Origin of the sequence: Haemophilus parainfluenzae, assembly GCF_014931275.1 — a bacterium.
Lineage (GTDB): Bacteria > Pseudomonadota > Gammaproteobacteria > Enterobacterales > Pasteurellaceae > Haemophilus_D.
Genome location: NZ_CP063110.1, coordinates 653,335 through 674,008 on the forward strand (window position 1 = coordinate 653,335; position 20,674 = coordinate 674,008).

A 20,674-nucleotide genomic window follows, 5' to 3' on the forward strand; every position below is an offset into this window, starting at 1 on the left:
GGAGTAATGCGATGGCGAAACTGCATGATTACTACAGAGATCAAGTAGTAAACGAGTTAAAAAATAAATTCGGCTACAAATCTGTCATGCAAGTCCCACGAATCGAAAAGATTACCCTGAATATGGGTGTGGGTGAAGCATTGACCGATAAGAAATTGCTAGACAACGCAGTAGCGGACTTAGCAGCAATTAGCGGTCAAAAACCTTTAGTAACTAAAGCTCGTAAATCTGTTGCTGGCTTTAAAATCCGTCAGGGATATCCAATCGGTTGTAAAGTAACACTACGCGGTGAGCGTATGTGGGAGTTCTTTGAACGTTTAATTACAATTGCTGTTCCACGTATTCGTGACTTCCGCGGTTTAAGCGCGAAATCATTTGATGGTCGTGGTAACTACAGCATGGGTGTGCGTGAACAAATCATCTTCCCTGAAATCGATTACGATAAAGTAGATCGTGTACGTGGTTTAGATATCACTATCACAACTACCGCTAAGAATGATGAAGAAGGTCAAGCACTACTTGCTGCCTTTAATTTCCCATTCCGTAAATAAGGCAGGTTATAATGGCAAAACAATCAATGAAAGCACGCGATGTAAAACGCGTTAAATTGGCTGAAAAATTCTTCGCTAAACGTGCAGAATTAAAGAAAATCATTTCTGATGTCAATGCCTCTGACGAAGATCGTTGGGATGCAGTGTTAAAGTTGCAAACTTTACCACGTGATTCTAGCCCTAGTCGTCAACGTAACCGTTGCCGCCAAACTGGACGTCCTCACGGCGTTTTACGTAAGTTTGGTTTAAGCCGTATTAAGGTTCGTGAAGCAGCTATGCGCGGTGAGATCCCTGGCCTTAAAAAAGCGAGCTGGTAATATACCACTTTATTTTGGAATCGGAGAAAAAGTACAATGAGTATGCAAGATCCAATCGCAGATATGTTGACTCGTATTCGTAACGGTCAAGCTGCGAACAAAGTTGCAATCAATATGCCTTCTTCCAAGCTAAAAGTGGCAATTGCCAACGTATTAGCTGCTGAAGGTTATATCGAAAGCGTTAAAGTTTTAGAAGGTGCAAAACCTGAATTGGAAATTACTTTAAAATATTTCCAAGGCAAACCGGTTGTAGAAAGCATCCAACGTGTAAGCCGTCCTGGTCTTCGTATTTACAAACGTAAAGACGAATTACCAAAAGTTATGGGTGGTTTAGGTGTTGCTGTAATTTCTACATCTAAAGGTGTTATGACTGACCGTGCAGCTCGTCAAGCGGGCTTAGGCGGTGAGATCATCTGTTACGTAGCTTAATAGAGGGGTAGGAAAATGTCTCGTGTTGCAAAGGCACCTGTTAATATTCCTGCCGGCGTTGAAGTTAAACTCGACGGTCAGCTATTAACAGTAAAAGGTAAAAATGGCGAGTTATCTCGCGCAATTCATAACTCAGTTGAAGTTAAACAAGATAATGGTCAATTTACTTTCACTCCACGTGAAGGTTTTGTTGGAGCGAATGCTCAATCGGGTACAGCTCGTGCATTAGTTAATGCAATGGTTATCGGTGTTACTGAAGGCTTCACTAAGAAATTACAACTAGTGGGTGTTGGTTACAGAGCTCAAGTTAAAGGCAACGTAGTTGCATTAAGCTTAGGTTTCTCTCACCCTGTGGAGCACACTTTACCAGCAGGTATTACTGCTGAATGCCCTTCACAAACGGAAATCGTTTTAAAAGGTGCTGACAAGCAGTTAATTGGTCAAGTTGCAGCAGATATTCGCGCTTATCGCCGTCCTGAACCTTATAAAGGTAAAGGTGTACGTTACTCTGATGAAGTAGTACGTATGAAAGAGGCTAAGAAGAAATAATTAAGGTAACACTATGGATAAGAAATCAGCTCGTATCCGTCGTGCAGCTCGTGCACGTCATATGATGAGAGAGCAAGGTGTAACTCGTCTAGTTATTCACCGTACTCCGCGTCATATCTACGCACAAGTTATTGCACCAAACGGTTCAGAAGTGCTTGCCGCTGCTTCAACTGTTGAAAAAGCAATTCGTGAGCAAGTTAAATATACCGGTAATAAAGATGCCGCAGCAGTAGTAGGTAAACTTGTTGCTGAGCGCGCATTAGCAAAAGGCGTTAAAGACGTTGCTTTTGACCGTTCCGGTTTTAAATATCATGGTCGTGTCCAAACTTTAGCGGACGCTGCACGTGAAGCTGGTCTACAGTTCTAATGAGGTAAATTGAGATGTCAAACATCGAAAAACAAGCTGGTGAACTGCAAGAGAAGCTAATCGCAGTAAACCGTGTATCAAAAACTGTAAAAGGTGGTCGTATTATGAGCTTTACTGCTTTAACAGTAGTAGGCGATGGTAACGGTCGCGTAGGTTTTGGTTATGGTAAAGCTCGTGAAGTTCCGGCAGCGATCCAAAAAGCGATGGAAAAAGCACGTCGCAATATGATTAATGTCGCTTTAAATGAAGGTACATTACAACACCCAGTTAAAGGTGTTCACACTGGTTCTCGCGTATTCATGCAACCAGCTAGCGAAGGTACAGGTATCATCGCAGGTGGTGCAATGCGTTCAGTGTTAGAAGTTGCTGGTGTACGTAACGTTCTTTCTAAAGCGTATGGTTCAACCAACCCAATCAACGTTGTTCGTGCAACTATTGATGCATTAGCAAATATGAAATCACCAGAAATGGTTGCTGCTAAACGTGGCAAAACCGTTGATGAAATTTTGGGGTAATTGATAATGGCTAAAACTATTAAAGTAACTCAAGTTCGTAGCGCAATTGCTCGTTTACCGAAGCACAAAGCTACCTTGCGTGGCCTTGGTCTTCGCCATATGCACCATACTGTTGAGTTAATCGATACTCCGGCAGTACGTGGTATGATTAACCAAGTTTCATACATGGTTAAAGTGGAGGAGTAAGAGAATGCGTTTAAATACTCTATCTCCGGCTGAAGGTGCTAAGCATAGTGCAAAACGCCTTGGTCGTGGTATTGGTTCAGGTTTAGGAAAAACTGGTGGTCGTGGTCATAAAGGTCAAAAATCTCGTACTGGCGGCGGTGTTCGTCGTGGTTTCGAGGGTGGTCAAATGCCATTATACCGTCGTTTACCAAAATTTGGTTTCACTTCAATGAAATCAGCTGTAACTGCTGAAGTTCGTTTAAACGAATTAACAAAAGTTGAAGGAAATGTTGTCACTTTAGAAGCATTAAAAGCTGCAAACATTTTAACTAAAGATATTCAATTCGCTAAAGTTATCTTAGCTGGTGAAGTGAAGTCTGCAGTTACTGTACGTGGTTTACGTGTAACTAAAGGTGCAAAAGCAGCAATCGAAGCTGCTGGCGGTTCAGTTGAGGAATAATTAGCAAATGGCTAAACAACCAGGTTATCAAAGCAGAAGTACTAATAGTGGTACTGGTGAACTAAAAAGCAGATTGCTTTTTGTATTAGGTGCACTTATCGTTTATCGTATTGGTTCTTTTATTCCGCTTCCTGGTATTGATGCCGCCGTGTTAGCTCAATTAGTTGAACAACAAAAAGGCACCATCATTGATATGTTAAACATGTTCTCTGGTGGTGCATTGAGCCGAGCATCAATTTTAGCATTAGGTATTATGCCGTATATCTCGGCATCTATCGTGATGCAATTGCTTGCTACGGTTTCACCTGCTTTAGCAGAATTGAAGAAAGAAGGCGCAGCAGGACAAAGAAAAATCACCAAGTATACTCGTTATGCAACGGTGGTTTTTGCTACTATCCAAGCTATCGCAATTTCTACCGGTTTACCGAATATGTTGCCACAGTTAGTGCCAAATATCGGTTTTACTTTTTACTTCACTGCAGTAGTGAGTCTTGTGACCGGAACCATGTTCTTAATGTGGTTAGGTGAGCAAATTACTGAAAGAGGTATTGGTAACGGTATCTCAATTCTTGTTTTTGGTGGTATTGTTGCAGGGTTGCCACATGCAATCATCGAAACAGTTGAGCAAGCTCGTCAAGGACAAATGCATCCTTTAGTTCTTCTACTAATCGCTGCTATTGTTTTTGCAGTAACTTATTTTGTTGTCTTCGTAGAACGTGGACAACGTAGAATTCGTGTTGAATATGCTAAGCGTCAACAAGGACGTCAAATTTTAGGTGGTCATTCAACTCACTTACCATTAAAAGTTAATATGGCAAACGTGATGCCAGCAATTTTTGCTTCAAGCATTATTTTATTCCCAGCTACATTGACACAATGGTTTGGTCAGAATGATAAGTTTGAGTGGTTAAATGACTTATCAATGTTGTTGAATCCTGGACAACCTTTATATCTTCTTGTTTATGCGGTAGCGATTATTTTCTTCAGTTTCTTCTACACTGCAATGCAATATAATCCACGTGATACAGCAGATAATCTAAAAAAATCTGGTGCATTTATCCCAGGAATTAGACCAGGTGAACAAACATCACGTTACATTGATAAAGTAATGACTCGTTTAACATTAATTGGCGGTCTTTATGTAACGTTCGTATGTTTAGTCCCTTACATTATGACATCAGCATGGGATGTTAAATTCTACTTCGGTGGTACTTCCTTATTAATCGTTGTTGTTGTAATTATGGATTTTATCGTGCAAGTTCAGAGTCACTTAATGTCGTCTCAATATGAATCTGCGTTAAAAAAAGCAAACCTTAAAGGTTTTGGACAGTAATTGTTCATTTAAGTAAAAAGGATAAGCAATGAAAGTTCGTGCTTCCGTTAAGAAGATGTGTCGTAACTGTAAAATTGTTAAACGTGAAGGTGTTGTTCGCGTATTATGCAGCGACCCTAAACATAAACAACGTCAAGGTTAATTAACATTTCTTCTTGCAAAGAACCGGTTGAGTAGTTATACTACTCAACTCATTTATGTCCTTGGTATTCTGTTTGAGTATCCTGAAAACGGGCTTTTCAAGATCAGAATGCCAAATTAGTTAAAATAATAGGAGTGCATAGTGGCCCGTATTGCAGGCATTAACATTCCTGATCACAAACACGCTGTAATCGCTTTAACTGCAATTTACGGTATCGGTAAAACTCGTTCTAAAAGCATTTGTGCTGCAGCGGGTATTGCTGAAGATGTTAAGATCAGCGAATTGTCTGAAGAGCAGATTGACAAACTGCGTGACGAAGTTGGTAAATTTACCGTTGAAGGTGACTTACGTCGTGAAGTAACACTAAACATCAAACGTCTTTTAGACTTAGGTTGTTACCGTGGTTTACGTCATCGTCGTAGTTTACCGGTACGTGGTCAACGTACTAAAACTAATGCGCGTACCCGTAAGGGTCCACGTAAGCCGATCAAAAAATAGTCGGGGTAAATAAAGAATGGCTAAAACACCAGTTCGTGCACGTAAACGTGTAAAAAAACAAGTTGTAGATGGCGTAGCACACATTCACGCATCTTTCAATAACACAATCGTTACCATTACTGACCGTCAAGGTAATGCTTTAGCTTGGGCTACAGCAGGTGGTTCAGGTTTCCGTGGTTCTCGTAAATCTACCCCGTTCGCTGCACAAGTTGCTGCAGAACGTTGTGCTGAAATCGTTAAAGAATTCGGCTTAAAGAACTTGGAAGTTATGGTTAAAGGTCCGGGTCCGGGTCGTGAATCAACAATCCGTGCATTAAATGCAGCGGGTTTCCGTATCACGAACATCACAGATGTGACTCCGATCCCTCATAACGGTTGTCGTCCACCGAAAAAACGTCGTGTTTAATGGCGTAATAGGATAGTTGGAGAAAGAAAATGGCAAGATATTTGGGCCCTAAACTCAAGCTCAGCCGTCGTGAAGGCACTGATTTATTCCTTAAATCAGGTGTGCGTGCGATTGATTCAAAATGTAAAATTGATACAGCACCAGGTCAACACGGTGCTCGTAAACCGCGTTTGTCTGACTATGGTAGTCAATTACGTGAAAAACAAAAAGTTCGTCGTATCTATGGTATTTTAGAACGTCAATTCCGTAACTACTATAAAGAAGCAAACCGTTTAAAAGGTAATACTGGTGAAAACTTACTAGTATTATTAGAAGGTAGATTGGATAACGTTGTTTATCGCATGGGATTTGCTGCAACTCGCGCAGAAGCTCGCCAATTAGTGAGCCACAAAGCGATTGTCGTAAATGGTCGTGTTGTAAATATCCCATCTTTCCAAGTTTCTGTAAATGATGTTGTTGCTGTTCGTGAGAAATCTAAAAAACAAGCACGTATTAAAGCATCATTAGAATTAGCAGAACAAAGAGAAAAACCAACTTGGTTAGAAGTTGATTCTGCGAAAATGGAAGGTGTGTTCAAACGTGTTCCTGAACGTTCTGATTTATCAGCAGACATTAACGAACATCTGATCGTTGAGCTTTACTCTAAATAATAGTTAAGCTTAAAAGCAAAGAGAGGATAAAATGCAGGGTTCTGTTACAGAATTTTTAAAACCACGCTTAGTAGATATCGAGCAAATTAGCTCTACTCATGCTAAGGTGATCTTAGAACCGTTAGAGCGTGGCTTTGGTCATACTCTAGGGAATGCATTACGTCGTATCCTTCTGTCTTCAATGCCAGGTTGTGCTGTAACTGAAGTAGAAATTGATGGCGTACTGCACGAATATAGTAGTAAAGAAGGTGTTCAGGAAGATATTCTTGAAGTTCTTTTAAACCTTAAAGGTCTAGCGGTTAAAGTACAGAATAAAGATGATGTTATTCTGACATTAAATAAATCTGGAATTGGCCCTGTTGTTGCAGCTGATATCACCCATGACGGTGATGTTGAGATTGTTAATCCATCACATGTAATCTGTCACTTAACAGACGAAAACGCATCTATTAATATGCGTATTCGTGTTCAACGTGGTAGAGGTTATGTACCTGCATCTGCTCGTACTCATTCACAAAATGAAGATCGTCCAATTGGTCGTTTATTAGTAGATGCTTGTTATAGCCCGGTTGACCGTATTGCTTACAATGTTGAAGCAGCACGTGTTGAACAACGTACTGACTTAGATAAACTAGTTATCGAGTTAGAAACTAATGGGACTATTGATCCGGAAGAAGCAATTCGTCGTGCAGCAACAATTTTAGCAGAGCAACTCGATGCATTCGTTGATTTGCGTGATGTTCGTCAACCTGAAGTCAAGGAAGAAAAACCGGAATTCGATCCGATTTTATTACGTCCTGTTGATGACTTAGAGTTGACAGTTCGTTCTGCTAACTGTTTGAAAGCAGAAACAATTCACTATATCGGTGACTTAGTACAACGTACAGAAGTTGAGTTATTAAAAACGCCTAATCTTGGTAAGAAATCGCTTACTGAAATTAAAGACGTTCTCGCTTCACGTGGCTTGTCACTTGGTATGCGCCTTGAGAATTGGCCACCAGCAAGTATTGCTGAAGACTAGTTTGGTCATAGGTTAAGATTTTTCTGAGAAGGATAAGATCATGCGCCATCGTAAGAGTGGTCGTCAACTAAACCGTAATAGCAGCCATCGCCAAGCGATGTTCCGTAACTTAGCAACTGCTTTAGTTAGTCATGAAATCATCAAGACTACTTTACCAAAAGCTAAAGAATTACGCCGTGTAGTTGAACCGTTAATTACATTAGCAAAAGAAGATAGCGTTGCAAACCGTCGTTTAGCATTCGCTCGTACTCGTAACATCGAAACTGTTGCGAAATTATTCAATGAATTAGGTCCACGTTTTGCTCAACGTGCAGGTGGTTACACCCGTATCTTAAAATGTGGTTTCCGTGCAGGTGACAACGCTCCAATGGCATACATTGAGTTAGTTGATCGTCCAGAAGTTGCAGAAGCAGCAGCGGAATAATAATTTGTTATAAAATAAAAAGGCTCACTGATGTGAGCCTTTTTTATATCTTGTTTTCCTAAAATTCAGCTTTAGCTCTGAATGTCATTTTTTCACCTGTGATAGGGTGCGTAATCGTAAGTTCTTCTGCATGTAAGCATAAGCGAGGTGACATTGATTTAGCTTGTGGGTGAGAATAAAACTTGTCCCCTAAAATGGGATGTCCAAGCGCGAGCATATGTAAACGAAGTTGATGCGAACGTCCTGTGATTGGAGTCAGTTTCACTCGAGTACAGTTAGTCGGTAATCTTTCTAAAACTTCATAAAAAGTGACCGCTCTTTTGCCAAATACAAAATCAATGCGTTGGCGCGGGCGATTTTCCCAATCACAAATCATGGGAAGATTAATTTCCCCATTATCTCGTTCTAAGTGTCCCCATACTAAAGCTTGATAATATTTCTTTGGCTCACGTTCACGGAATTGACGTTTCAACTCTTTATCTGCCGCTTTACTTAATGCAAATAGAATAATCCCACTTGTGGCCATATCTAAACGATGTGCAGGTTCACAAAATCCAAATTTCTCTTTTACCCGACTCATTGCACTATCGTAGTATTCAGGTTGATTGCCAGGAACTGAAAGTAAACCGCTTGGCTTGTTTACCACGCAGATATGATTATCTTGATAGATAATATCTAAATAGGGTTCTAAAGGGGGATGGTATTCAATAAGCGCCATATTATTCCTTGTTTGTCACTATTACTCGAAGGCTATCTAATCGCCAGCTTGCTTTACTTAACTCTTCCAGAGAAAGCACGCGTTGTTTTTCTAATGCATCAATTTCCGCCTGGCGAATATTTTTATTTACTGCTTTCAAGGCTATAAGTCGATTGAGCTCTGTACTCAATGTTTGATCTGCTAATTTACTGGTTTCTCGAATTTGAGCTTGTGCGATTTCAGTTATTTTGTGATCGCCTAGTTTAATTAATTGCTCAATATTTGGACGAGCTATTTTGACCATTTTATTCGCAATGTCTTTACCTAGCGGCTTAAGTTTATTTTGCAATGTGTCAAAATTAACTTGTCCGGCGAGATCGTTTCCTTTGCTATCTAGTAATAATCGAACTGGTGTAGGCGGAAGAAAGCGATTCAGTTGCAAACCTTTTGGTGATTGGCTTTCAATCATATAAATCAATTCAACCAACAGAGTGCCAGCAGGCAGCTGTTTATTGATTAATAATGCCATTGCTGCTTTGCCAATGTTACCAGAAGCGATTAAATCAATGCCTTGGCGTATCATTGGATGATCCCAGGTAAGAAATTCTAATTCCTCACGAGCAAGGGCAAGTTGTCGGTCAAAGGTTACTGTAACACCTTCTTCTTTTAATCCTGGAAAATCAGGAACAAGCATGGTGCCCGTTGGTGTGATAACAATGCTGTTTTCACCTAAGTCATCTTGTTCTACACCAATAATATCAAATAAATTCAGTGCAAAATCGATTAATTGTGGCGAATTATCTGTTTGAGCAATTTCTGACGCAAGTCGTTGTGCCTTTTCTCCACCATTAGAATTTAATTCTAACAAACGATCACGGCCTTTCTCTAAGGCTAAGCGCAATGCTTTTGCTTGTTTTTGCGTTTGGAGAATGAGTTGCTCAAAATCCGCTTTATTTTCTGACCGCACTTTTAGTAACGATTCATATTGTTCAAACAGTGTCATTCCGATAGGGCAAGTTTGTTCAAAGGCATTTAAACCTTCATGATACCAACGAGCTAAATCTTGCTGCGCAGAGTTTGCGAGGCAAGGTACATAAATTTGTACATCTCGCATTTGCCCGATACGATCTAAACGGCCAATACATTGCTCAAGTAAGTCAGGATTTTCTGGTAAATCGAAGAGTACGAGATGACAAGCAAATTGGAAGTTTCTGCCTTCAGAACCAATGCTTGAACTCAGTAAAACTTGTGCGCCATTATCGGTATCGGCAAAATAAGCCGCTGCACGATCTCGTTCAATGATTGACATTCTTTCATGGAAAACAGCACTGCGAATGGCTTCTTTTTCTCGTAAAATTTGCTCAAGTTGAATTGCTGTTTGTGCAGTTTTACAAATGACTAAGATTTTTTCATTTCGGTGTGATTTTAGAAAATCAATTAACCAATGAATTTTTTCGTCTACTTCAGCCGCATCAATCGTTATTTGATGGTAAACCCGATGCGGGAAACCTTTCACCCCTTGGCGTGTATTGCGAAATAAAATACGGCTTGTACCGTGTCGATCAATGAGATTTTGAATGAGTTCTTGTCGCGCAGTTTGCTTCTCATCATCATTATGACAGGCTAAAGATTTAAATAATGGTTCGACATCCTGCTCATTGAGTAAATCAGAAATATGATTTTTTTCGACCGCACTTAGCGGCTTCTCAGAGAGTAAAGATTGCACGGCATCCGCAACAGGTTGATAATTTTCCTGTTCCTTCAAGAACGCCTGGTAATCATAAAAACGCTCAGGATCAAGTAAGCGTAAGCGTGCAAAATGGCTTTCCAAACCTAGTTGTTCAGGTGTTGCGGTGAGTAATAAAACGGATGGAATAGCGTTCGCTAATTGTTCCACCAATAAATAAGCGGCACTCGGCGCATTTTCTGACCAAGCCAAATGATGCGCTTCATCGACAATTAAACAGTCAAATTCAGCTTCAATGGCTTGTTGTACGCGATGAGGATGTGCTTTCAACCAATCTAATGCACAAATAATTAAGCTTTCCGTGCTAAATGGATTGATGGCTTGTTCGGCAAAATCTTCACAACGTTCTTCATCAAATAATGAAAAATGTAAATTAAAACGACGAAGCATTTCTACAAGCCATTGATGCTGCAAGGTTTCCGGTACAATAATTAATACACGTTGTACTTTTTCAGCAAAAAGCTGGTTTTGCAAAATCATCCCAGCTTCAATGGTTTTACCTAACCCTACTTCATCCGCTAAGAGCACGCGAGGATTGATACGATTTCCTACCTCTTGCGCAATATGAAGCTGATGAGGAATTAATCCTGCACGATTGCCTCGTAAGCCACGCAAAGGCGATTGAAATTGAGCTTGTTGATGCAGAAGTGTTTGATAGCGCAACACAAAATGTTCACTACGATCAATCTGTGATGAAAAGAGGCGATCTTTCGCTTGGCTAAAAGAAATTATCGGAGAAAGTTCTTTTTCATTGACGATAATGTCTTCGCCTTGCGCATTTTTGACCAAATAAAATAAGAGACCATTCATTTCTTGAACATCAAGGACTTCACCTTGCCAACCTGTTTGGTGATGAAGTTGTTCACCTTTATTCAATGCAATTCGGGTTAATGGTGCTTGCGCCACCGCATAAATTCGGGTTTCATCTGTGGCAGGAAAGTGAAGGGTAACCGAGCGAAAATCTAAGGCTGTAATCATCCCTAATCCGAGGTTATTTTCGGTTTCACTAATCCAACGTTGACCGATTGCAAATGACATCATCTTCCTCTTAATGAATCTCTTAAAATGGGGCGATATTGTAGTCTGATTATAAGGGAATGCAAGGCGAAGGCGAGTAAAAGCATGAAAAATAAAGTGTGATTTTTCTCACAATAATTAAATTAAATATCACCTAAGCTTTACTTTAAAAAAGTGCAGTGTAAAAATGGCATACTTTTTCATAAAACAGGAGTGTTCCATGAATTGGACAGAACGACTTAAAGAAGAATTTTTATCAGGTTGGAAACCTTTTGAAGTGGCATGGGTAGTTATTTTCCTTGCTGCACAAATTATTGCTTATGTTCTTATGCCGGATAGCCCATTAGGCATGATTTCGGGTATCGCAGGTATTCTCTGTGTAGTATTTGTGAGTAAAGGAAAAATTAGTAACTATTTCTTTGGGCTTATTTTTGCTTATACCTATTTTTATGTCTCCTGGGGAAGCAATTTTCTTGGTGAAATGAATACGGCGCTCTATGTATATATCCCATCACAATTTATCGGGTATTTCATGTGGAAACAAAACATGCAAAACGATAATGGTGGTGAAAGTGTGATAGCCAAAGCCTTAACACCGAAAGGTTGGGCAATTTTGCTTGTGAGTGTTGCGATTGGCACCCTCTGTTTTGTACAGGCTTTAAAAGCAGCGGGTGGGAGTTCTACAACGCTAGATGGTTTAACCACAATTATCACTGTAGCGGCGCAATTATTAATGATTTTACGTTATCGTGAGCAATGGTTATTATGGATTGTCTTAAATGTGCTTTCCATTTTGCTTTGGCAAGGGCAGCCAGCGATGTATTTAATGTATAGTGCTTACTTACTTAACTCATTGTATGGTTATTACAACTGGACGAAACTCGTCAAAGTGGAAAGCCACTAATCAGATCAATAAAAAAGGGCATAGTAATATGCCCTTACATTTTTAAATAAAATGCCTTCGTCAATGCAATAAATGCTTCGGTGTATTGATTGTTTTCGTTATAAATCACTAAGCTATCTTTTACCTGTGGTACATGCTCTCGGCTAAACGTGAGTAACATTCGTTGTGGATCTTTCCCTGTTTTTGTAATGACATCTGTCTGCTTAATACAATAAAGTGCGGTTGAATTTATCAATGTTTTTCCCGCCTCATAAGGCAAGACAAAACTGATTTTTCCTTTTTCGGATAAACAACTCGCCGCCCAATTTAACCAATCTAAATGGCTTTGTTGAACATAACGGGCAAGCGCACGCTCATCATTTTTACATTCCACACCTTGCGCAAAATAAGGCGGATTAGCCACAATTAAATCAAATTGATGTGCTGTTTGTAGGCAATAGGTTTGCACATCTTGGCGTGTTAAATGAAGGCGATTGTGCCATGGCGAAGCCTGGAAGTTTTCTTGTGCTTGTTGTGCTGCAAGGGGATCAAGTTCAACGGCTTCAATTTGGCAATGCTCATGACTTCGTTGGGCAAGCATTAGTGCAATCAAGCCTGTGCCAGTTCCCATATCAAGAATACGCTGACAATCAGACACATCTGCCCAAGCACCCAGTAAAATGCCATCTGTGCCGACTTTCATTGCACAATGTTGTTGATTAATATGGAATTGTTTGAAGGTAAAGCTGCTCATAAAATCTTGCGGAAAATGACCGCACTTTCAGGTATAATCAGCCCCAATTTTAACAAATTAATGCAAAATAATGAATTTATCCCCATTTGAAGAATTCGACCTGTCCCCCGAATTATTAAAAGCCTTAGAAAAGAAAGGCTACACCCGCCCAACTGCCATTCAATTAGAAGCGATTCCTGCTGCCATGGAAGAGCGTGATGTGCTCGGTTCTGCACCAACAGGCACAGGTAAAACGGCTGCATTTTTATTACCAGCAATTCAGCATTTATTGGATTATCCTCGTCGTAAACCAGGCGCACCTCGCATTTTAATTTTAACGCCAACCCGTGAGTTAGCAATGCAGGTTGCAGAGCAAGCGGAAGAGTTGGCGCAGTTCACGCATTTGAAGATTGCAACCATTACCGGCGGTGTGGCGTATCAAAATCATGGGGAAGTATTTAATTCAAATCAGGATATCGTGGTGGCAACACCAGGGCGTTTATTGCAATACATCAAAGAAGAAAACTTTGATTGTCGTGCGGTAGAAATGCTGATTTTTGATGAAGCAGATCGCATGTTGCAAATGGGTTTTGGTCAAGATGCGGAGAAAATTGCGGCTGAAACACGTTGGCGTAAACAAACCCTTCTTTTCTCTGCCACCTTAGAAGGGGAGCTATTAGTTGATTTCGCAGAACGTTTATTGAATGATCCGGTAAAAATTGATGCCGAGCCAAGCCGTCGTGAGCGTAAGAAAATCAACCAATGGTATTATCATGCCGACAGCAATGAGCACAAAATCAAGTTGCTTGCACGTTTTATCGAAACCGAGAACGTGAGCCGTGGTATTGTGTTTGTTCGTCGTCGCGAAGATGTGCGTGAGCTTTCTGAAACGTTGCGTAAACGTGGCATTCGTTCTACTTATTTAGAAGGCGATATGGCGCAAACACAACGTAATAATGCCATTGATAAATTGAAATCCGGTATTGTCACCGTGTTAGTGGCGACTGATGTCGCCGCACGTGGGATTGATATTGATGATGTCACACATGTCATGAACTTTGATTTGCCTTACAGCGCGGATACCTATTTACATCGTATTGGTCGTACGGCTCGCGCAGGGAAAAAGGGTACAGCAGTTTCTTTTGTGGAAGCCCATGATTACAAATTGCTCGGTAAAATTAAACGCTATACGGAAGAGCTTTTAAAAGCGCGTATTTTAGAAGGGCTAGAACCTCGTACTAAACCACCGAAAGATGGGGAAGTAAAATCCATGTCTAAAAAGCAAAAAGCACGTATTAAAGAAAAGCGTGAAGAAAAGAAAAAAGCAGACGCGAAGAAGAAAGCTAAACTGCGTCATAAAGATACGAAAAATATAGGTAAACGCCGTAAACCAAGCATAGAAAAAACAGCCGAGAAATAATAAAAAAAACCGCACTTAATTAAGTGCGGTTATTTTTTTGACTATTTATTGACTTGGCTACCGATTACGCCACCTAATGCGGCACCACCTAATGTGGTTGCGGCATTACCACCAAGCATATAGCCTGCTGCACCACCGATAGCGGCGCCAGCTGTTGTATTTTTTTGAGTACGACTCATATTTCCACATGCTGCAAGAGAAATAACAGTCATCGCGATAACAAGTGATTTTCCAATTAATTTCATAGGATCTCTCCGTGTTTAACATATAAAACTATCCATATTGATAGTAATCCCTAAGACAAACAGAGATGAATGAAAGTTCAAAAATATGCGTTTTTCGATGTTTTTCTGAACAATTAAATATATTGAATGTTAATCTTTAGCTTGATCTAATACTTTCGCTACCACTTTCAAATATTCAATCGCCAAACTATGATGCCCTGTACTGGCATTAAACACTAAATCCTCACTTAATACGCCACAGGGCATATCCTCGGGGATCTTACCGTCCTCATAAGCTTGATAATCTTCTCGCCAGTCACCATCAAAATAATAGTGTTCTAAGGTTTTCATTTTTGGTAAGAAGGCCTGCCATTTTTCAAGAAATTGTTCTGCGTCAGCTAAGAAACTCTCTGCTTCATTGAGAAGGTTTTCCATTTCTGAAATTTTATCCAAGCGTGATTGAGGTAACATAGGTTTCTCCAAAATAAGGTAAAAATAAACCGCACTTTATGCGAACAAAGTGCGGTGAGTTTATCACGAGTTTTTTACTTACACATCATAAGTGGTGGATGCAGTATTACCACCGCGACCCGTCCAGTTGGTGTGGAAGAATTCACCACGAGGTTTATCAGTACGTTCATAAGTATGAGCACCGAAGTAGTCACGTTGTGCTTGCAATAAGTTTGCCGGTAAACGTGCTGAAGTATAGCCATCTAAGAAGGTAATCGCAGAGGCCATACAAGGCATTGGGATACCCACTTCGATCGATTTTGCCACCACTTTACGCCAGTCACTTAATGCGTTTTCTAAAATGCCTTTGAAGTAGCTATCTGAACCCAAGAAGATTAAATCTGGATTTGCTTCATATGCATCCCGAATGTTGCCTAAGAAACGGCTACGGATAATACAACCTTCACGCCATAACAACGCTGTTGCGCCGTAGTTGATGTTCCAGCCAAATTGTTCAGAGGCTTCACGAATCAGCATAAAGCCTTGTGCGTAAGAAATGATTTTTGACGCCAATAATGCTTTACGTACTGCTTCAATCCACACTTTTTTATCGCCTTCAACCGGTTGAATTGTTTTGCCAAATAATTGATTAGCGGCAACACGTTGATCTTTAAATGAAGAGACACAACGAGCAAAGACGGATTCAGTGATTAAGGTTAATGGAATACCGAAATCTAATGCATTGATACCTGTCCATTTACCAGTCCCTTTTTGGCCAGCTGTATCTAAGATTTTTTCAACTAATGGTTCACCATCAGCATCTTTATAACCAAGAATATCGGTGGTGATATCAATTAAATAGCTATCAAGTTCAGTTTTTTTCCATTCTGCGAAGATAGCCTGCATTTCTTCATAGCTTAAGCCTAAACCTTCTTTTAAGAATTGGTAAGCCTCACAGATTAATTGCATATCGCCATATTCGATACCATTGTGAACCATTTTCACGAAGTGGCCAGCACCTTCACCGCCAACCCAGTCACAGCAAGGTTCGCCTTGTTCGGTTTTAGCTGAGATTGCTTGGAAGATTGGTTTAACATATGGCCATGCTTCTTGGTTACCGCCCGGCATAATAGATGGTCCATGACGCGCACCTTCTTCACCACCTGAAACACCCGAACCAATAAAGCGAATGCCTTTTTCAGCCAATGCTTTTACACGACGGTTGGTATCTGGGTAGTTTGAGTTACCGCCATCAATAATGATGTCGCCTTCTTCTAAATGTGGCAGTAATGCCTCAATGAATTGATCTACTACATCACCCGCGCGCACCATTAACATCACTTTACGTGGTTTTTCCAATTTAGAAGCTAAATCTTCTAAAGAGTATGCGCCGATAATATTGGTGCCTTTTGCTGCACCTTGTAAAAATTCATCCACTTTTGAAGTGGTACGGTTATACGCCACAACTTTAAAGCCATGATCATTCATATTTAAAATGAGGTTTTGCCCCATTACGGCTAAGCCGATAACACCGATGTCGCCTTTTACTGACATTGTTTTCTCCTGTTGTAGGGCGGGGGATTATCCCACCATTATTTTTAAATAGTTAATAGTGGGATAAATCCCACTTTAAAGATATAAACTATTTATGTTTATTTTTTATAATATAATCAAAAACATCTCTATTAAAAAATCCAGAATTATAGCTATTTGTTCTTTCTCGCAAAGGAGTAATAATTCCTTCATTTATATATTCAGGTAAGTTTTTAATAAAAATAACATCTGAAGGATCTTTATGATATCCTAGATAAATTAGAATTTGAGCTTGTATATCATTTATCTGAACTAACTTTACTCTATCAAATTTATATCTTTGATAATCAACAGCAATCAGATAGCCGATAGCATCTAAATATTCTTCGAGTTTTTCTCTGCTAAAAAAAGAATTGTGACAAAAGTCGTGTAAAAAACTATTAGGATTTTCTTCATAATTATCATCAATAATTTTTTTCGCATTTTCAAGCTGTGTTGTAGACATCAAGGTTTCCCTTATACAATTAAATTAACTCTTCGTCCATGCACTCATATGTTGAGTAAATCCAATATGCAGGTAATAATCTACCGCTTTGGGAGCGGATAACAGCACAATTTTAGCTTGTGGATGTAAGGCTTGTTTAGTGTGTTCAATCGACTGCAAGATGATACCTTGTTTCTGATATTCTATAACAAAATTTCTTTTAAATTTCTCTAATTAAAGAGCTGCCTTGCTCTAACGTGTCTAGCCACTGCCATTTTTCATGACCGATGAGTTTACTTTCTTCTAAAGAAAATGTTGTACAGCAACGCCCCAAACGATTTTCTAGAGATTGATTTAAATGTTGATACGTAAATTCAATTTGAGTATCGTCAATCCATTTTCCAATTAAAAAGCCTTTTAAAATTTCACCGCCACCATATTCTGCCCAAATCATTTTACCTTGTTGATGGTAATGAAATTCTGTTTGACTACTGACCTCACCATTTGCGGTGTTTTCAACAGCAACAAATTTTTTATTATCTAAATTCAACATTAAAGTCACTCCGCATCTAATGTATCTATATCTTATTTTTGCATAATGTAATGCATTTCTACATTTTTCGCTTTTGCGGCTTTTTCTAGATCTGCTTTATCACTTTGACTATCTCCAACAAGGTATAAAGATACATCCTTACCGACCTTTTCTGCATTATTTAGTCCATACATAGCAACTGCTTTATTCACAGATTGACTGTTCCCTGCAATTCCAATGTGTAAATTATTTGTAGCTAAAAGAGATACGAGTCGTTTTCCTGAAGTACCACCTGCGGTTCTAATCGTTGCTACAAGCATTCCATTTGAAACTGGGTTTCCTGCTTCTGGAACTTGAAGCATTACTGAGCGATTATCTTTTGGCATTTGTGCCGCTAACTGATCTAAAGATGGACCAGATGAACAAGCAAATAACAAAGTTGAAGTAAGTAGTACAAACAGTTTTTTCATTTTTGTCGCCATATCATTCTAATAAATTAACTCTTCGTCCACGCACTCATATGTTGAGTAAATCCAATATGTGGATAATAATCCACTGCTTGTGGAGCGGATAAAAGCACAATTTTGGCTTGTGGATGTAAGGCGTGTTTAGTGTGTTCAATTAACTGCAAGCCGATACCTTGTTTTTGATATTGTTCATCAACCGCTAAATCAGATAAATAACAGCAGTAGGCAAAATCCGTCACCGAACGTGCCACACCCACTAATCGTTCACCATCCCAAGCGGTGATTAATAAATCCGCATGGTGCAACATTGCTGCGACACGCTTTTCATCCTCTAACGGACGGCGGGCGCCTAATGTTGTTTTATTTAACAATCCAATAAATTGTTTAACTGAAATCGGTTCATTAATTTTATAGTCAATCATTTGTTACTCCAGGTTTTAAAGGTTAAATAGATAAATTATTTAACCGTTCTATGACTCACAAAAGTCGGCAATCCGCCCCATGCTCCACCAATAAAGCCTTTACTAGAACCAGAAGTATGTTCCGCTGTAGTGATGAAAGTTTTGCCATTCCATGCTGCTTCGTAGCCATACCAGCTCTCAGCAAGGCCACTAGATTTATATGATCCTTCTACAATTAAAGCATTAAGCTTCTCATCATAATATGCAAAGTTGTATTGATCTTCCAATACTTGTTCTACTTTGCTCAATTTATTGTCCATGACCGCATAATAGCCGGTGTAAGCTGCACTACCACTGATACACACTGCCTCAGCTAACACTTTTCCCTGCGTAAGTGAATAAAGTGTAATTGTCTTCTGTTCAGAATCATCATGAAGAGACAAACAGTAATCAATTGCACTACTATCAGCACTTTTACGCAATAATGCTAATACGGCATCAAATTGTTTTTCGCCTCGTTTTAATTCTGTTTTGCTAGGGTTTTTAATATAGGCAACTTGAATTTTGGGTGCAACTTGTGGTGCTAATACCGTATGTTTCTCTTGTCCCTGACGAATTAACGCTGATGGCGTATTTAAACGCTGTTGAAATTCATCCATCTTAAGCATCGCAGCTTTTGCCCCTTCATTCGACAATTTGCCTTTAAATTGACCAGAAATGAATTCAATATTGGCATTCTCTTTTAAGGCCTTTAATAACGCAGCTGTTTGTTTATCATCGAGAGCAGCGATTTGTTTATCATTAGAATCAATATCGGTCATTTTGGGTACGACACTGAGCAATTTCCCATTGAGCATAATTTCTACAGGCTTGCCCTTATCGCTCTCATTATTTACCGATATTGCTAAAGAAGATTTTACTGCGGCTTTCTCACCAGCTTCTCGCCTAAATAAAAGTGAAACCAAATCTGAACCATCTTGATAACCCGCCATATTACAAGTGCCGGTATTATCACAAATCAAATCCCAGTCTTGATAAGTCTTTTCAAACCCTTTTAACGATGGCGCAGCCATTGCAGTGAGTGGTAATAATGAGAAAAGAATAATTTTTTTCATGTTATCAATTCCTAACAGAAGATTTGCAAAAAATTCGTCAGATCTAACCGCTTACAAGCGGGCAGTGATTTTTATTTTACTTTAAGCTCGCTTACAAAAGTTGGCAATGGGCCCCAAGCTCCGCCCCCGAACCCTTTGCAAGAGCCTGTGGTATGTTCTTTAGTGAGAATAAAAGTGTTGCCGTTCCATACTGCTTCCTGCCCATGCCAACAATCGCCAAGACCACGCGCTTTAAATGCCCCTTCTACCTTTAAAACATGAGTGTTTTTATCATAATCAGCATAGTTATATTGGTTTTCGAGTACTTGTTCAACTTTGGTTAATTTTTCATCTAACACGGCATAGTAATTAATGTAATTATAACCACCCATACAAACAGCTTGAGCTAGCACTTTACCTTTCGTTAGTGGGTAAAGCGTAATTTTTTTGTTCCACTCTTCATCAATATGAAGTGCATAACAGTGATTTTCTGCATCTTCATTCGTCCCATTACTTTTACGTAATAATGCTAATACCGCATTAAACTGTTTTTTACCGCGTTTTAATTCTGTAGTTTGGCGTTTTTTCACACTTACTGCCTCAATTTTTGGTGCAGCCTGTGGCGATAATACCGCATGTTTTTCTTGACCTTGGCGAATAAGTGCGGAATGCGTATTTAAACGTTGTTGAAACTCATCCATTTTGAGCATCGCGGCAGCTGCACCTTTATCAGAGACTTTCTCCTTAAACTCCCCAAAAATCACTTCAATACTTGCATTCCCTTTTAGCGCCGTGAGTAATTCTGTTGTTTGTTTTTCACTTAATTTTGCGTTCCCCTCTTCTGAGAAATTTTGGATCGTACCGAGTGATTGACCATTTAAGATAATTTCAGCCGTTTTATTACCCAGTTCATCGGGTAATAATGCTAATTGCGCCGTCACAGGTGCTTTCTCACCCGCACTTCGAGTAAATAAAATCGAAACAGGATGCTCAGAGCCATCTCTTTCTTCTTGATAACCCGCCATATTACAGGTGCCGGTATTATCACAAATTAAATCCCAGTCTTGATAAGTCTTTTCAAACCCTTTTAACGATGGCGCAGCCATTGCGGTAAGTGGTAGTAATGCGAGAAGAAGATATTTTTTCATTTTATGAATCTCTAAAA

General features: G+C 39.6%; 29 protein-coding genes and 1 pseudogene. 17 read left to right on the plus strand and 13 right to left on the minus strand.

Going from position 1 to position 20,674, the window contains the following annotated elements; genetic code table 11:
• Positions 1–11: 11 nt before the first annotated feature.
• The 15 genes from rplE to rplQ all read left to right on the plus strand — a co-directional run bounded on the left by rplE (position 12) and on the right by rplQ (position 7,827).
• Positions 12–551: a 50S ribosomal protein L5 gene (gene rplE / locus INQ00_RS03215; protein ID WP_005695093.1), complete on the plus strand. Its 540-nt coding sequence runs from the start codon at positions 12–14 to the stop codon at positions 549–551.
• Between the two features lie 11 nt (positions 552–562).
• Positions 563–868 (plus strand): 30S ribosomal protein S14, encoded by a 306-nt coding sequence (gene rpsN, locus INQ00_RS03220; RefSeq protein WP_014064572.1) that lies wholly within the window; start codon positions 563–565, stop codon positions 866–868.
• A 36-nt stretch (positions 869–904) separates the two neighbouring features.
• Positions 905–1,297: a 30S ribosomal protein S8 gene (gene rpsH / locus INQ00_RS03225; protein ID WP_005625877.1), complete on the plus strand. Its 393-nt coding sequence runs from the start codon at positions 905–907 to the stop codon at positions 1,295–1,297.
• Between the two features lie 15 nt (positions 1,298–1,312).
• On the plus strand, positions 1,313–1,846 hold the full coding sequence (gene rplF, locus INQ00_RS03230) for a 50S ribosomal protein L6 (RefSeq protein ID WP_070592717.1): 534 nt from the start codon (positions 1,313–1,315) through the stop codon (positions 1,844–1,846).
• A gap of 13 nt (positions 1,847–1,859) precedes the next feature.
• Positions 1,860–2,213, plus strand: a complete 354-nt coding sequence (rplR, locus tag INQ00_RS03235; protein WP_005695097.1) for a 50S ribosomal protein L18 — start codon at positions 1,860–1,862, stop codon at positions 2,211–2,213.
• Between the two features lie 14 nt (positions 2,214–2,227).
• Entirely contained in the window at positions 2,228–2,728 is a 501-nt protein-coding gene (rpsE, locus tag INQ00_RS03240) for a 30S ribosomal protein S5 (RefSeq protein WP_005695098.1), read from the plus strand.
• A gap of 6 nt (positions 2,729–2,734) precedes the next feature.
• A complete protein-coding gene (rpmD, locus tag INQ00_RS03245) occupies positions 2,735–2,914 on the plus strand; it encodes a 50S ribosomal protein L30 (RefSeq protein WP_046339253.1) in 180 nt (59 codons plus the stop codon).
• Positions 2,915–2,918: 4 nt separating this feature from the next.
• A complete protein-coding gene (gene rplO / locus INQ00_RS03250; protein WP_005695100.1) occupies positions 2,919–3,353 on the plus strand; it encodes a 50S ribosomal protein L15 in 435 nt (144 codons plus the stop codon).
• A 7-nt stretch (positions 3,354–3,360) separates the two neighbouring features.
• On the plus strand, positions 3,361–4,686 hold the full coding sequence (gene secY / locus INQ00_RS03255) for a preprotein translocase subunit SecY (protein ID WP_005695101.1): 1,326 nt from the start codon (positions 3,361–3,363) through the stop codon (positions 4,684–4,686).
• A 28-nt stretch (positions 4,687–4,714) separates the two neighbouring features.
• On the plus strand, positions 4,715–4,828 hold the full coding sequence (gene rpmJ, locus INQ00_RS03260; protein ID WP_005625868.1) for a 50S ribosomal protein L36: 114 nt from the start codon (positions 4,715–4,717) through the stop codon (positions 4,826–4,828).
• Between the two features lie 141 nt (positions 4,829–4,969).
• On the plus strand, positions 4,970–5,326 hold the full coding sequence (gene rpsM / locus INQ00_RS03265) for a 30S ribosomal protein S13 (RefSeq protein ID WP_005548758.1): 357 nt from the start codon (positions 4,970–4,972) through the stop codon (positions 5,324–5,326).
• A gap of 16 nt (positions 5,327–5,342) precedes the next feature.
• Positions 5,343–5,732 carry a 30S ribosomal protein S11 gene (gene rpsK, locus INQ00_RS03270; protein ID WP_005543603.1) on the plus strand — a complete coding sequence of 130 codons (390 nt, stop codon included), beginning with the start codon at positions 5,343–5,345 and terminating at the stop codon, positions 5,730–5,732.
• 29 nt (positions 5,733–5,761) lie between these two features.
• Positions 5,762–6,382 carry a 30S ribosomal protein S4 gene (rpsD, locus tag INQ00_RS03275; RefSeq protein ID WP_005625866.1) on the plus strand — a complete coding sequence of 207 codons (621 nt, stop codon included), beginning with the start codon at positions 5,762–5,764 and terminating at the stop codon, positions 6,380–6,382.
• Positions 6,383–6,413: 31 nt separating this feature from the next.
• A complete protein-coding gene (locus INQ00_RS03280; RefSeq protein ID WP_005695102.1) occupies positions 6,414–7,403 on the plus strand; it encodes a DNA-directed RNA polymerase subunit alpha in 990 nt (329 codons plus the stop codon).
• Positions 7,404–7,443: 40 nt separating this feature from the next.
• Positions 7,444–7,827: a 50S ribosomal protein L17 gene (gene rplQ / locus INQ00_RS03285; protein ID WP_197547286.1), complete on the plus strand. Its 384-nt coding sequence runs from the start codon at positions 7,444–7,446 to the stop codon at positions 7,825–7,827.
• Positions 7,828–7,885: 58 nt separating this feature from the next.
• Here the strand turns inward: rplQ and rluA are convergent, their stop codons facing one another.
• Together rluA and rapA are read right to left on the minus strand one after the other, a co-directional pair.
• Entirely contained in the window at positions 7,886–8,545 is a 660-nt protein-coding gene (gene rluA / locus INQ00_RS03290; protein WP_111327771.1) for a bifunctional tRNA pseudouridine(32) synthase/23S rRNA pseudouridine(746) synthase RluA, read from the minus strand.
• Between the two features lies 1 nt (position 8,546).
• Complete coding sequence (gene rapA, locus INQ00_RS03295) at positions 8,547–11,309, minus strand: RNA polymerase-associated protein RapA (protein ID WP_197547494.1); 2,763 nt, start codon at positions 11,307–11,309, stop codon at positions 8,547–8,549.
• Between the two features lie 199 nt (positions 11,310–11,508).
• On the opposite strand from rapA, the gene pnuC reads away from it, so the two are divergent.
• A complete protein-coding gene (pnuC, locus tag INQ00_RS03300) occupies positions 11,509–12,192 on the plus strand; it encodes a nicotinamide riboside transporter PnuC (protein WP_197547287.1) in 684 nt (227 codons plus the stop codon).
• A gap of 34 nt (positions 12,193–12,226) precedes the next feature.
• Here pnuC and INQ00_RS03305 read toward each other — a convergent pair whose 3' ends face one another.
• On the minus strand, positions 12,227–12,925 hold the full coding sequence (locus INQ00_RS03305) for a tRNA1(Val) (adenine(37)-N6)-methyltransferase (protein WP_197547288.1): 699 nt from the start codon (positions 12,923–12,925) through the stop codon (positions 12,227–12,229).
• 70 nt (positions 12,926–12,995) lie between these two features.
• On the opposite strand from INQ00_RS03305, the gene srmB reads away from it, so the two are divergent.
• A complete protein-coding gene (gene srmB / locus INQ00_RS03310) occupies positions 12,996–14,324 on the plus strand; it encodes an ATP-dependent RNA helicase SrmB (protein ID WP_197547289.1) in 1,329 nt (442 codons plus the stop codon).
• 41 nt (positions 14,325–14,365) lie between these two features.
• Here srmB and INQ00_RS03315 read toward each other — a convergent pair whose 3' ends face one another.
• From INQ00_RS03315 to INQ00_RS03360, 10 genes and pseudogenes are all read right to left on the minus strand, one after another.
• Positions 14,366–14,569 carry a YMGG-like glycine zipper-containing protein gene (locus tag INQ00_RS03315; protein WP_005699726.1) on the minus strand — a complete coding sequence of 68 codons (204 nt, stop codon included), beginning with the start codon at positions 14,567–14,569 and terminating at the stop codon, positions 14,366–14,368.
• Between the two features lie 129 nt (positions 14,570–14,698).
• Positions 14,699–15,019 carry a DUF4298 domain-containing protein gene (locus INQ00_RS03320; RefSeq protein ID WP_049357286.1) on the minus strand — a complete coding sequence of 107 codons (321 nt, stop codon included), beginning with the start codon at positions 15,017–15,019 and terminating at the stop codon, positions 14,699–14,701.
• A gap of 78 nt (positions 15,020–15,097) precedes the next feature.
• Positions 15,098–16,552, minus strand: coding sequence for a decarboxylating NADP(+)-dependent phosphogluconate dehydrogenase (gene gnd / locus INQ00_RS03325; RefSeq protein ID WP_049364697.1), 1,455 nt, complete (start codon positions 16,550–16,552; stop codon positions 15,098–15,100).
• Between the two features lie 88 nt (positions 16,553–16,640).
• Positions 16,641–17,036, minus strand: a complete 396-nt coding sequence (locus INQ00_RS03330; protein ID WP_197547290.1) for a hypothetical protein — start codon at positions 17,034–17,036, stop codon at positions 16,641–16,643.
• Positions 17,037–17,060: 24 nt separating this feature from the next.
• A pseudogene (locus tag INQ00_RS03335) lies at positions 17,061–17,219 on the minus strand (GNAT family N-acetyltransferase); the annotation flags it as partial.
• A gap of 16 nt (positions 17,220–17,235) precedes the next feature.
• Positions 17,236–17,568, minus strand: a complete 333-nt coding sequence (locus INQ00_RS03340) for an avidin-fold protein (protein WP_197547291.1) — start codon at positions 17,566–17,568, stop codon at positions 17,236–17,238.
• Between the two features lie 32 nt (positions 17,569–17,600).
• On the minus strand, positions 17,601–18,017 hold the full coding sequence (locus INQ00_RS03345; RefSeq protein WP_232086617.1) for a hypothetical protein: 417 nt from the start codon (positions 18,015–18,017) through the stop codon (positions 17,601–17,603).
• A 26-nt stretch (positions 18,018–18,043) separates the two neighbouring features.
• Positions 18,044–18,436: a GNAT family N-acetyltransferase gene (locus INQ00_RS03350; RefSeq protein ID WP_197542672.1), complete on the minus strand. Its 393-nt coding sequence runs from the start codon at positions 18,434–18,436 to the stop codon at positions 18,044–18,046.
• A gap of 35 nt (positions 18,437–18,471) precedes the next feature.
• On the minus strand, positions 18,472–19,530 hold the full coding sequence (locus tag INQ00_RS03355; RefSeq protein ID WP_197547293.1) for a DUF1176 domain-containing protein: 1,059 nt from the start codon (positions 19,528–19,530) through the stop codon (positions 18,472–18,474).
• Positions 19,531–19,601: 71 nt separating this feature from the next.
• A complete protein-coding gene (locus INQ00_RS03360) occupies positions 19,602–20,657 on the minus strand; it encodes a DUF1176 domain-containing protein (RefSeq protein ID WP_197547294.1) in 1,056 nt (351 codons plus the stop codon).
• Positions 20,658–20,674: the final 17 nt, after the last annotated feature.